Below are 12696 nucleotides of genomic sequence, written 5' to 3' on the forward strand. Positions count from 1 at the left end.
CTGCCAGCTTACGTGCTGGCAGCATATTCACTATGTCCGATTATACCTGAGTATTATTTTTGCGTACCGATCCGGCTTAACAGCGCATAACCCACGCAGGCCACCAGGATCGAGTCCACCGAAGGAATGGTGGTCAGGGTAAACATCCCTTTCACCGTCATAAAACCCACCGCCGAGCCCGCAACCCAGGCCACAAAGGTTAGCAGCTTGATCTGCGGTTCCGCCACCAGCACCGCCTCCTGATAGCCCTGACGGCGATAGAGGAAGAAGTCGGCGATATAAATACCGGCCACCGGCGGTGTAGCAATCCCCAGGAACAGCAGGAACGGAATAAACCAGCTCATGATATCCATACTGCCGACAATCGCCGACAGCACGCCCAGCGCCAGAGTGATCTGCCATTTCGGGAAGCGGGTTAACAGCGTCGATACCACCAGCGTTCCCTGGAACATATTACCGGCGTTACCGGTGATGCAGGCAAACACCAGCAACAACGCCGCCGGTAATACCGAACCGAATACCGCCATCGCCGCCAGCAGCGACCCTTGCCCGCTTAATGCGCTCGGGGTGGCTCCCACCCAATACAGCAGAGGGTAAGCGATGAGAAAGGTGATCAACGCGCCGATCAGCGCATGCTTGCGGTTATGCACGAAGCTGCCAAAGTCCGGCAAGGTGGCCACCAGCACAATGATCGTCCCCACCACGGTAGACACCGCCACGCCAATGTCCATACTGCCAGCGCGTTGTGCCAGTTCTGCCTCGCCGTGCGTCGCCACATACAGGATGTAGCACAGTACCAGCGCGATAATCGGCACCGCGATCTGCGCCACTTTGCCCAGCACGGCAAAGCCGAAGGCGGTGGACGCAACGAAAATACAGCAGCCTATAGCCACCAGCAGCGGCGTTGGCAGATCCATGCCACGCTGCGCCAGCAGATCGTGCACCGAATGGCCGAACATATTGGCGGTCACCGCAATCCAGCCAAACAGGCTGATCGCCATCAAGATGTTGATGGCCACCGCGCCGCGTTCGCCGAAGGGATATTTCACAATGCCGTAGGTCGGCAAACGGGCTTTTTCACCCACGCTGATGGTGATGGCGGCCAACACCGCCAGAATAACTCCCCCTAACCCCACCACGGTGATCAGCTCTGAACGAGAGAGCTGGTTGCCAAGGCTGGAAGAAGAGAGCAGCACCGGGGTGACCGCAATCCCCAGTAAGATCATCGCAATATGAAAGCCGGATGCGGTACTGACGCTTTCATCCGTTTTACGCATAAATTACTCCTTTTGAGCCAATGCTTTAAAACATCAACAGACTCACTCGGTAAAGGTGTGACCGGTATACTGCCGCCAGCCGCCGCACTCGGTAATTTCCTTCTGCCCTTCCACCAGCCAAGGTTCCGCCAGCACGCCCAGCACTTCGCTGCCGTCGAGCAGTTTCACTTTGCCAATCGACAGCCCGGCAGGTTCACTCAGCAACAGAGTGGCAAACGACGCCATCGGCAGTTGCCAGAGTTCCAGCGCTACCGAAACACCGCCTTCCATCACCCGGATCATGCCGGGGTGGCGATCGTTAATACTCCACAGCCGATAGTGGGCATCGGTTTGGTCTTCGCGCACAAAAACGCCGCCTGCTCCGGTCATGTTGCCGTTCAGCTCCAGGCCGCGCATCAAGGTGCCATTTACGGCCACCAAAGTAGTCTGACTCATCGTGTTGATTCCTTAATTGTTATGACGTAATCCAAGTACCGGTCTGGTGATTCAGGGCCGCCTTAATGGCTTGCGGACTGGTGATTAGCCCTTGGCCGTTCTTGCCCTGCTGCTGACTGCGGGTGACAAAACCCAAGATGGCTTCGACTTTCGGCTGCATGCTGCCAGCACCAAATTGTCCCTGTTGCAGTAATTCCTGCGCCTGTTCAATGCTCAGCGTATCCAGCCATTGCTGCTGCGGAGTGCCGAAATTGATAGCAACCTGTTCAACACCGGTTGGGATCATCAGCAGGTCCGCACCGAGCTGTTCTGCCAGCAATGCCGAGGCGAGATCTTTGTCGATCACCGCTTCTACACCTTGCAGTTGCTGATGCTCATCGCGGATCACCGGGATCCCGCCGCCGCCGCAGGCGATCACGATGCAGCCCTGGGCCAGCAGTTGGCCGATCACCTCACGCTCGATGATCTCCAGCGGCTCAGGGGAAGGCACCGTGCGGCGCCAGCCGCGGCCCGCGTCTTCCATCACCGTCCAACCCAGTTTCTGCTGGCGATCCAGCGCCGTTTGCCGATCGAAGAATGCCCCCACCGGCTTGCTGGGGTGCTGAAATGCCGCATCATCAATGCTGACCAGGGTTTGTGTTACCAGCGCCACTACCGGCCGCTGGATCCCCTGGCGTTGCAGTTCGTTATGCAGAGCTTTCTGGAACATGTAGCCAATCGCGCCCTGGGTATCGCCCACCGCATAGTCCAACGGCACCGGTGCCACTTCTTCCGCCGCCAGCTCGGAACGGCGCAGGATAAAGCCGACCTGCGGCCCGTTACCGTGGGTCAGCACCAGATCCCAACCGGCTTCGATCATCTCGACAACGTGCCTAACGGTTTCCATCACCGCCTGATACTGATCGGGAATGCTGTTTTGCCGATCGTTCTGAATCAACGCGTTACCGCCAACGGCAACCACGGCTAAAGGTTTGCTCATGCTGTTTCTCCCGCGGGCAGTGACTGAGCCAACGCCTGAATGGCATCGACGAAACAAGGCATTGGCGCGGTGGTAATGCCTGCGCCAATCTGCCCGACCCCCGCCTGTTTGTGGGCGATACCGGTATTGATCACCGGCAGGATCTGGCGATCGGCCACTTTACGCGCATCGATACCCGCCGCCGTCGGCGCAAAGTTAAGCGCAGGCAGGGTAAAGGCCGGGTTAGCACCGACGGTAATCGCCTGCATACGGCGGCTGTTATTGGTGGCATCGGCCGGTGTACCGCCGACAAACTTGACGATGGCCGGTGATGACGCCATGGCAAAGCCCCCTACGCCAGCGGTTTCCGTGATCGCGCTGTCGCCGAGATCGGCCGCCGCATCCTCCACGCCGTAGCCTGGGAAGAACAGCCCTTCCACCGCGTTGGCCGGAGCCTGGAACCAGCGATCGCCGGTGCCGGACAGGCGGATACCGAAATTGACGCCGTTGCGCGCCATCACGGTGACCATCGAGCTATAGGGTACGTCGGCGGCGGCATCCATCATGGCTTTACAGGCGGCCATCGACAGGTTGAGGAAGAAGTGATCGTTGCCGGTAATAAACGCCACCACGCTTTGCAGCGTGATCAGCGGCAGGTTGCAGGCCAGCAACGCAGGCACCAGGCGCTTGATCAGCAACCCGGTCGCCGCAGCGTTACGGTTGTGAACCTCGTCGCCCATGTGCAGCGCCTGCGCCATCAGCGGTTTCAATTCCAGTTCGCCAATCTGACGCACGGCGGCTTTCAGCGCCGGGGCCAGTTCTTGCTGCATCCAGCACAGGCGTTGCAGCACTTCGTCATTGTTGGCACCGAAGCGCAGCACTTTGCCCAGGCCTTCGTTGAAGTTGCTGAACGCGCGCTGGCCGTTGGTTTTGTTTTCAATCACCCACAGCGGCATCGATGGGCTGATGATGCCAGCCATCGGGCCGACCGCCTGATGGTGGTGGCAAGGCTCCAATTCCACCACGCCTTCGGCAATCAGGCGTTCGGCGGCCTGATGATCCGTGGCCCAGCCTTCAAACAGGATCGCACCCACGATCGCCCCTTTTACCGGGCCACACATATCCTGCCAGGCAATCGGCGGGCCGGAGTGCAGGATCAGCTTGCGCTGGGCCATGGCTGGAATGGCTTCTGCGGCGCTCATCACGTCGATCAACACCGGTTGAGCACTCAGATAGCGTTCGAAAGCAATCTGGTTAGCATGCTCCACCAACGGATGGCGAATCAGCGCCGCCAGATCCAACCCAGCCTGCACATCACCCAAGGCGGGCGGTTGCCAGCTCAGCGCAACCACGTCGCCGTTGGCCTGTTTCAGGTTATCGGCAAAACCGGCCAGCCCGGCGTTCACCACTTTCAGTGGCTGCTGGAATAATGGATTCATGCTTTTTCTCCGTTTTTCTCTGCCTGAATGCGGGCAATCAGGCTGGCCCACATGGCCGCTTCAGCGTTGCAACCGGCAACCAGTACGCCAGCCTGACGCAGGGCCGCAATCTGGCGTGAACGTTGTTGTGGATCGGCCTCGGTGCCGCAGACATGGGCAATCAGCAACGGCCTGGATGGGTTATGGTTTTGGCTCAACAGGGCGAGCAGTTCTGTCGCAGGTTCAGCGGCCGCGCCATAGCCCAATACCAGATCAAACAGCACCACGGCGGTATCGGCATCGTTCAGTTCCGCCACCACGCGCTGGTTGCGCAGGGTGGGGTCGATCATCGGGTGCGGCCTGCCGCGGGTGAAATCGTCGTCGCCCATGTCGATCAGCGTATGGCCTTGGCTACGCCAGATATCCGCCAGCTTGGTATTGCCCTTAACCGGCGTATTGGATGCCGCGCTGAACCCTTGCTGCTGGCACAACAGTTGGCTTTCATAACAGAAGGTGCCACCGGCAAACACGCCACGAATGGCGTGGCGGGTGGCGGGCAAACGAGCGCTGGCGTTTTGCAGTATTTCCCGATCCTCCGCTGAGATCGTGGTGATCGTGGCCGGTAATGGCGTGCCGTTAGCCAGCGCTACCGCAAGCCCCGCGGCGTCTGCCAAGGTGGCTGCCGCAGTGATCCCAGGACGAGTCACCTCTTCCGGCGCAGCACCCAGGAAGTTGACCACTACCGGTTTTCCGCAGGCTTGCGCCTGCTCAAGAATACGTTCGGCCACCGGGCGCGCCGGGGGCTTGGAGATCAGTACAATCACCTGAGTGGCCGGATCGGCAGCCAGCGCCTGCAAGCCGTGCAGCATCGAGATGCCGCCGATCTCTTCATGCAAATCGTGGCCGCCGGTGCCAATGGCCTGAGAAATGCCCGCTCCCAGTTGATCGATGCGGCAGGTCACTTCCTGTACGCCAGTGCCCGACGCACCAACGATGCCGATCGCACCGGGTTTTACTACGTTGGCGAATCCCAGCGGCAGGCCGTTGATGATCGCGGTGCCGCAATCTGGCCCCATCACCAAGCGGTTCTTGCTCTGGGCCAACAGCTTGATCTGCTTTTCCTGCTCCAGGCTGACGTTATCGCTGAACAGCATCACGTTCATATCCAGATGCAGGGCTTTAATCGCCTCGGCTGCCGCGTAATCCCCCGGTACCGAGATCAGCGCCAGATTGATATCAGGCTGTTGCTCGGCGGCCATTTCCAGGCTCACCAGTGGCGGAGCTTGCACGCCTCCACCACTGCTTTCAGCGGGTTTGCTGTTCAGGCGCTGATGCGCCAGTTCCAGTGCAGCGACGCAGGCGGTTTCTTCCCCACGCACGGCAATGATCAGGTCGTTCGGCCCAGCCAGGCAGCCGTTATCCAAACCGGCATCGCGCAGTTGGGCCAGATTGGTGGCGGTTCCCATCACCACCGAGGCCTGTTCAATACCGGGCAGTTGGCTGATTTGCGCCGAAATCTGCATCAGCGATACAGAATCCTGATAGAGATTGGCAAAAACTTTATGCATTACACTCATAGCGGTTACCTGTACGAGATTTGCCCACCGGTTAACCGCAGGCAAAAGGGTTCCCTGCTGAAAAAGGGCTTTTCAGCATGTTGAAATTAATCGGTTCATCTTGCAGGGCTTAGAGCGCGCTTCTTAACGTCCTCAAACCATGTAACAACCCGGCCAAGCAATCCACGCCAGAAGAGGCGCCAAACTGCATCACCTGCTGGGCTGCCGCCTGGATCTGGGTGGCAACCGCCTCGGTGCCCAACAGCAGCATCAGGTCACAGATCGGCTGCGAAACGTGGCCTGCCAGCGCGCGCGCCAGATAATGGCGGCTGATGTCATTGGTGCATGATAGCTGGCTGCCAATAATGCTGCGCAGCGTGGCATCGTGCGTGGCGATGGCCGGGTGCTGCCGCCACGGCCACAGTGCCGTCATATATCCCAATAAATAGTCATCACCATCCGGCGTCAGCCCGCGCCCGTAGCCAATCAGCGCGGTCACTTCTGCCGTCAGTTGCGCGGGGCTATCGGTAATTTCCAGCGTGACCACCCGCGCGCCTGGCTCCATACCGGGCAGCAATTGCAGATCGCTTTTAATCTGGTGCTGTTGGCAGTATTGGCTCAGTTGGCTGGCAAGCAGGGCGTAATAACGCAATACGTTCGGCAGCAAAGGGGCAAATTCACCCGATAACCACGGCTGCGGGTGCCAGCGGGTACTCCTGTTCAGTACGATGCCCCAGCGCTCACTCTGCAAAATGCCGTTAGCAAACCGGACGCTTTGCCCTGCCTGCATGTGGTAACGCCAGTCCCAATTGCCAGGAAGCGCAATACGGATTGCATCTGGCAGATTCTGGTTATCGCGGCTCAGGATGGAGAGCAAATAACCGTCGGGGTGGCGCAGGTTCAATGAGCGTTGAAAACCACTGTGTACCTGGAGCCGATCCCCGTCCGCCAACCGGCTGGCAGCCAGGTAGCCCATAGAAAGCACCGGGAAAATCATTGGCTGCCCCATGCCGCTTAGCTCTGCAAGCCATCCACAATGGCGGAAGCATCGCTGACCCAGCCGAAGATAGCGCCCTGCGCTTTGATCATCTCCAGTGCGGATTTCTGGAATTCCGGGAAGTAAGAGCCGACGCAGTCCTGCGGAATAATGCACTCGTAGCCACGGTCATTGGCTTCGCGCACGGTAGTATTCACGCAAACCTCCGTGGTGACACCGCACACGATCAGCGTCTTGATGCCGTGATTTTGCAGGATCAGATGCAGATCGGTCTGGTAAAACGCGCCTTTCCCCGGTTTGTCGATCACCGGTTCACCGGCCTGCGGATAGAGTTCAGGAATGATGTCGTGGCCCGCTTCACCGCGCACCAGAATGCGCCCCATTGGCCCATGAGTGCCGATAAAGGTTTGCCCACCGCGCGTCAGTTTGGCTGGAGGGCAATCGCTCAGATCGGCACGGTGGCCTTCGCGGGTATGAATCACCAGCATTCCCTGGCGACGCACGGCATCCAGCACTCGCTTGCAGGGCTCGATAGCGCTACGGACGAAAGAGACATCATTACCCAGCGCTTCGCCAAAGCCGCCCGGCTCAACAAAGTCTTTTTGCATATCGATCATTACCAACGCGGTGCTGCCAATCTCAAACGGCAGGGCAAAAGGTTCTGCGTGAAAAGTTTTCTGTGTCATGAGCACTCCTGATTCGTTATGTTTCGGCCTGTAGGCCGATAATCTTGAGGGTCTGCTTCGAGTATAAAGAGCGCGGGGAGACATAACAGATAAACGATTTCGCGGGCAGCGACGAAAATTTTGCAGCAGGCCAAATACCCGTACAATAAGTGTGAGATAGCCGGAAGGCGGGCTTTCAGTTGCAATTAGATTGATACAGCGATGAGGTTTGTATCGAAAAAATCGTTGATGGAATGTGAGCTGAGTCGCTGAGGCAGCGAGAGTGGGCGCAGCAGGCTGCGCCCCAACAAGTTACGACAGGAACATTTTGCGCAGGTAATGCGGCACCGCATCATCGGCGTTAGAGCCGATCACCTCCAGATCCGGCAAGGTATCTTTCAGACGCTGGTGAGCACCACTCATGATGCAACCCTTGCCTGCCATCGATAACATTTCCAGATCGTTCATGCCGTCGCCGAAGGCAATGCACTCTTTCAGCGAATAGCCGATAATCTTGGCCACTTCTTCCAACGCATGGCCTTTTGACACCCCGCCCGCCATCACTTCCAGACAGGTCGGCAACGAGAAACTGACGTTGACCCGATCGCCCCAGCGCGCATTGATGGCATCTTCCAATGGCTGCAATTTATCGTGATCGTCGCAGGTGAAATACACCTTGCACACCCCGTCGGTTTCCAACAGGCCCGGCTCAAACAGCTGATATTTAAACACGGATTCGCGGAAAAACTCTTCCTGTTCTGGACTTTCACGGTTCATGAACCAGTCGTCGTTGCGGTAGACGTTGGTCAGGATCTCCTGATTGTCATGCATCATGTTGTAGAGATCGTGGGCAATATCTTCGTCCAGATTATGGCTGAAGATCAGTTCACCTGCGGTGTTGTGCACCCGTGCGCCGTTGGAGGTGATCATAAAAGCGCTGATCCCGAGATTATCGCGGATCTGGGCAACGTCGATATGGTGGCGGCCGGTGGCGAAAACAAAGTGTACGCCGCGCTGCGTCAGCAGCTTCAGCGTCTCTTTGGCATAGGGCGTCAGGGTATGGTCAGGAGACAGCAGCGTGCCATCTAAATCGGAAGCGACAACGTGATACATAGCGATATGTTCTAACCTCTAGTGGTGTTTTCGGCAGCAGCAGTGCCGCCTAAGTGCTGGGCAAAGAAGTGCAGGATTGCGTTCAGTGCCTCGGCGCGCATCGCGTCCCGTTCGAACAGGATCTCATGGCGTGCGCCTGTGATAACCCACGGTTTACCCCCTTCACAAGGATGCCCCGCGTCTGACATTGCCTGACAAAAAGCCGAATGGGAACGGTTGTCGACCACCCGATCCTCACCAGCCTGCAATAGTAAAACCGGTGTAGTTATTTTAGCTGCCTGAGCAATGATTTGCTGCCCGGCATGAATACTTTCCCGCACCCAGTGATAGGTTGGCCCACCCACCTGGAGTTCAGGGTAATCGGCATAATAGCGCAAACTGCGGCGATAACGCTCACGGCTGTGGGTCAAGGCATTCACCACATAAGGCAATGGCCGCCACTGGCCGGTGCCTACGGCGTAATAGTCCCGCAGCGTCGGGCGCTTTTCTGCCCAGTTCAGAATACGATTCGCCATCCAGCCCGGCATCGGCAGATAAATACCGAACATCGGCGCGCATAACGCCGCCGCCGCAAAAGCCTGAGGTTCACGCGCCAGAAACTGCGCCATGATTGCGCCGCCCATCGAGTGCGCCAAAGCCAGATGCTGTTGATAACCGTGCGGTAGCACTTGCTGCTGGTAAAACCGGGCAAAATCATCAACGTAATCGGCAAAGTTTACCACATGACCACGGTGTGAATCTGTCAGCATGCGCCCGGAGCGCCCCTGCCCACGGTGATCGATAATCATCACGTCATAACCGCTGTGGAACAGATCGTAAGCCACTTCCGGGTATTTAATGTAACTTTCGATACGCCCAGGGCTGACGACCACCACGCGCTGATGCTGCGGCGAACTGAAGCGCACAAAACGGATCGGCACATCGCCCACGCCGAGGAACTCGCCCTCTTCGCGCCGCCGCCAAAAATCCAGCAATGGCCCGGTGGCGAAAGCAGAGAACTGTTTTTCGCGGCTTAGCCATTCAGCGGGACTGAAAGTGGATAACGTCATCGAATGCCTTTTCACGGGGGGTTCAGGGATGCAAATGTGATCTCTAGCACAAGAAATAATACTAGCGTATTGTGACATAAATTGGTGTATTCAGGGAGCACTGCAATGACCTTAGACTGGTGGTTAACCTATCTGCTGACAACCCTTATCCTCAGTCTTTCCCCCGGTTCCGGGGCGATTAACACCATGAGTACCGGCATCAGCCACGGTTATCGTGGTGCTGTGGCGTCGATCGCCGGATTGCAGGTTGGGCTCAGCCTGCATATCGTGCTGGTGGGGATTGGCCTCGGCGCAGTGGTTTCTCAGTCGCTGCTGGCATTTGAACTGCTGAAATGGTTTGGTGCGGCCTATCTGGTGTGGCTAGGCATTCAGCAGTGGCGAGCCGCCGGGGCGCTGGATTTGCATACCTTGGCGGGCACCCTGCCGCGCCGCCGCCTGTTTCGCCGCGCGGTACTGGTGAATCTGACCAACCCGAAAAGCATCGTGTTCCTGGCCGCGCTGTTCCCACAGTTTATCGTGCCCAATCAGCCGCAGGCCGAGCAATACGTGATACTGGGCGTTACCACGGTGGTGGTCGATATCTTCGTGATGATTGGCTATGCCACGCTAGCGACGCGCATTGCCAACTGGCTGAAGACCCCGCGCCAAATGCGCTTGCTGAACCGTATTTTTGGCTCACTGTTTATTCTGGTGGCTGGATTGCTAGCAACGGCCAGAAAAGCCTGATGCTCATAGCCTAGCGGGTAAAAATCAGATGCAGGCCAAAACCGGTGAATAACACACCCGCTACGCCATCGATCCACTTGGCTAAACGCTGATAACCCCGACGCATGGCGGGCAGCGCAAACACCACCGCCACCAGGCTGAACCAGACAAAGGTTTCGCCGGTGATCAGCATGAATAACCCCCAGCGCGCACCGGCACCGACGTCTTCACCGACAAACAGCGAGAACACGCTGCCGAAGTAAATCACCGCTTTCGGGTTGGAAAGATTGGTCAACAGACCACGGATAAAGCTGCGGCCCGCCTTCGGCAACACTACGGCAACTTCTTCTGTTGGCGTAGTTTGCGCATTCTGCGCGCGGGCAGAGCGCAGCAGTTGCCAGCCCATCCAGCACAGATACAGACCACCGCCCACCATGATAATTTGATGCAGCCAGGCCATTTTTTGCAGGATCAGATTCAACCCCAGCAGCGCCACACCGGCCCAAACCATAACGCCCAGCGAGATCCCGACCACGCCCATCATCGCCTCGCGGCGCGAACGGCTGACGGCAGTCTGCGAAACAAAAAAGAAATCCGGCCCCGGGCTCATCAGCGCAATTAAATGCACCATCGCCACGGTCAGAAATAGTATCAGCATGATTGTTCGTCCTTATTCGTCGTTGTAAACGGTGCACCGAACGCTGTTTTATTTGATGTTCTACGCAATGTTTCCCCACTCCTCGATCTTATTCAACCAGCGATTAAAACCTGGGCAGACCTGGCGCATCTTTGTAATGCCAATCGCCTCAGCAATTAATGGACCATGCTCTGTTTTGTTATAGGTACCCGGCGAAAAAGCGGTGAAGATGCGTTTAGAAGGCGCGGTATTGGGATGGTTGTTAATATCTTCTGGAGTAGCGAACTGTTGCCGGATTTCTATCAATTCGTTTCTCACCCTATCATCCCAGCCGTCCAGAACGCAGCTGAACTGCTCAACGTCAGAAAACAGCAGAGCCTCAAATTCATGTAGCTGGACGTAAGGCAGAATGAAACTCGCGTTAAATCCCTTCGTCATTTTTTTCTGCACCCCGGCCAGGATATTCTGCTCTAACTGCGTGGCAGTTAGGCCAGCCGCGTCCTGAAAACCGTAGAAATCAACCAGAGTGGTAATGCGATCGGCCTCATAATACTGATGAGAGAGAAAATCGACCAACCTTTCAACGGTCACTCTACCACCGCGATGCCTTCCCGATGGAGCCTGCAAAATAGCCGGATAGACACTAACATTGCTGGCGAACAGATAAGGGGAAAGACACGTTTTGATAAACTCTACCTCTGTTTGCCCTTCACAAACAACGCAGACTCTGATCATAGAGAGCCTCCTATTGGAGACTTCAGCCAAATCTCCGATAGCAGGTAGTCATCGTCCAACCATTGCTGATATTGCTCTTTTGGCAGATTACGTAATGTAGTCGCTCCATCCTTGGCATCAGCAACAATGATATTCTCCAGACCAAAGCAATCCACCATATAAGGCGATTGGGTAGCAATGAACAATTGTCTTCTCTCGGAAACCCGCTTCATCATCTCTGATACCAGAGTGATCGCGTGTGGGTGCAGCCCCAATTCGGGTTCGTCAAAGAACAAAACATCTGGCAGGCGTTCGTCTGGTAAACTTAACAGGGTTAAAAGACAAAACAGACGCAGCGAACCATCGGAAGTCAGATGCGAACCGAACACTTTATCGCTATACCTACTTTTCCATCGTAACAGCACCTTACCTGCCACAGGCTCCAAAACAAAGTCATCCAACGTTGGGAAAACCCGTTGGATCTGCCGGATCAACTGCTCATATCGAGAGTGCGCATTTTCTTTTAAATCAAGCAATACTGCGGCTAAATTACCGCCGTCAGAACGCAAACGAACCGCATCAGAAACATCCCAGCGCTGGTGAATCGCAGCGTTAGCGGAAGTATCATGAAACTGATAGGTGGAGCACTGCTTGAGTAATTGATAGATTGTCTTCGCCGTATTGTTGTTTTGACTGGGCAAAGCCGACTCTCTTCCGATGCTCCCCAAGCTGCTCCAACGTGCCTCTGTCGGCTTGCGGTTATCAGAATAGCGATATGCCTCTTTGGTCAGCATTACCGTATCGCCCGCTGAGAGATGAGCCATTTCGAAGGAGTAATCGTTAAACCCACTCTTGGTGCTGATGCGGATTTCTGCCGTAATCTGTGGCGTGGTACGGGAACCCATAAAAAACTGATCATCCCCGCCGCCTTGCCGGAGAACAAACTCCTGCAGTCTCTGTGCCCGCAACATCCATCCCAGCATCTCAAAAAAACGGATAAAACTGGATTTACCAACGCCATTGGCACCGATGAGCACGGTCAACTGGGGAAGTTGCAGTTTTTCGATGTTTGCCAAGCTGCGAAACCCCTTTATTGAAACTTCGGCAACCCTTCCCTGCAAGCGCTTTGTCGCATCTTGTGCACTCATTAACCGGCCCTCTGCTTATTTATT

General features: G+C 56.4%; 13 protein-coding genes. 1 reads left to right on the forward strand and 12 read right to left on the reverse strand.

The genetic code is table 11. The features are described 5' to 3' along the window. Positions 1-53: 53 nt before the first annotated feature. From ACX9GT_RS24205 to pldB, 9 genes are all read right to left on the reverse strand, one after another. A complete protein-coding gene (locus ACX9GT_RS24205; RefSeq protein ID WP_473189066.1) occupies positions 54-1277 on the reverse strand; it encodes a cytosine permease in 1224 nt (407 codons plus the stop codon). A 42-nt stretch (positions 1278-1319) separates the two neighbouring features. Further along, positions 1320-1712 carry an allophanate hydrolase-related protein gene (locus tag ACX9GT_RS24210; protein ID WP_473189067.1) on the reverse strand — a complete coding sequence of 131 codons (393 nt, stop codon included), beginning with the start codon at positions 1710-1712 and terminating at the stop codon, positions 1320-1322. Positions 1713-1731: 19 nt separating this feature from the next. After that, entirely contained in the window at positions 1732-2691 is a 960-nt protein-coding gene (gene arcC, locus ACX9GT_RS24215) for a carbamate kinase (protein WP_473189068.1), read from the reverse strand. Next, positions 2688-4109, reverse strand: a complete 1422-nt coding sequence (locus tag ACX9GT_RS24220) for a YlbE family protein (RefSeq protein ID WP_473189069.1) — start codon at positions 4107-4109, stop codon at positions 2688-2690. The genes arcC and ACX9GT_RS24220 overlap by 4 nt, the downstream gene beginning before the upstream one ends. Beyond that, positions 4106-5665, reverse strand: a complete 1560-nt coding sequence (gene fdrA / locus ACX9GT_RS24225; protein ID WP_473189070.1) for an acyl-CoA synthetase FdrA — start codon at positions 5663-5665, stop codon at positions 4106-4108. Before fdrA ends, ACX9GT_RS24220 begins: the two co-directional genes overlap by 4 nt. A gap of 109 nt (positions 5666-5774) precedes the next feature. After that, positions 5775-6641 carry an oxamate carbamoyltransferase subunit AllH family protein gene (locus tag ACX9GT_RS24230; protein WP_473189071.1) on the reverse strand — a complete coding sequence of 289 codons (867 nt, stop codon included), beginning with the start codon at positions 6639-6641 and terminating at the stop codon, positions 5775-5777. Between the two features lie 17 nt (positions 6642-6658). Continuing rightward, a complete protein-coding gene (locus tag ACX9GT_RS24235; protein WP_473189072.1) occupies positions 6659-7327 on the reverse strand; it encodes a cysteine hydrolase family protein in 669 nt (222 codons plus the stop codon). 291 nt (positions 7328-7618) lie between these two features. After that, a complete protein-coding gene (gene yigL / locus ACX9GT_RS24240; RefSeq protein WP_473189073.1) occupies positions 7619-8419 on the reverse strand; it encodes a sugar/pyridoxal phosphate phosphatase YigL in 801 nt (266 codons plus the stop codon). Positions 8420-8430: 11 nt separating this feature from the next. Beyond that, positions 8431-9468 carry a lysophospholipase L2 gene (gene pldB, locus ACX9GT_RS24245; protein WP_473189074.1) on the reverse strand — a complete coding sequence of 346 codons (1038 nt, stop codon included), beginning with the start codon at positions 9466-9468 and terminating at the stop codon, positions 8431-8433. A 105-nt stretch (positions 9469-9573) separates the two neighbouring features. On the opposite strand from pldB, the gene rhtB reads away from it, so the two are divergent. Further along, positions 9574-10194, forward strand: coding sequence for a homoserine/homoserine lactone efflux protein (gene rhtB, locus ACX9GT_RS24250; protein WP_473189075.1), 621 nt, complete (start codon positions 9574-9576; stop codon positions 10192-10194). 10 nt (positions 10195-10204) lie between these two features. Here the strand turns inward: rhtB and rhtC are convergent, their stop codons facing one another. Genes rhtC through ACX9GT_RS24265 form a run of 3 tightly spaced genes read right to left on the reverse strand, consistent with a single transcriptional unit; the run spans position 10205 to position 12672 of the window. Beyond that, the gene (gene rhtC / locus ACX9GT_RS24255) at positions 10205-10831 is read right to left on the reverse strand and encodes a threonine export protein RhtC (protein ID WP_459400850.1); all 627 of its coding nucleotides are present in this window, start codon (positions 10829-10831) and stop codon (positions 10205-10207) included. Positions 10832-10891: 60 nt separating this feature from the next. Then, positions 10892-11545: a DUF4276 family protein gene (locus ACX9GT_RS24260; RefSeq protein WP_473189076.1), complete on the reverse strand. Its 654-nt coding sequence runs from the start codon at positions 11543-11545 to the stop codon at positions 10892-10894. Then, positions 11542-12672, reverse strand: coding sequence for an AAA family ATPase (locus ACX9GT_RS24265; RefSeq protein WP_473189077.1), 1131 nt, complete (start codon positions 12670-12672; stop codon positions 11542-11544). The genes ACX9GT_RS24260 and ACX9GT_RS24265 overlap by 4 nt, the downstream gene beginning before the upstream one ends. Positions 12673-12696 lie beyond the last annotated feature (24 nt).

It is taken from the genome of Serratia sp. YWN4 (assembly GCF_055790845.1).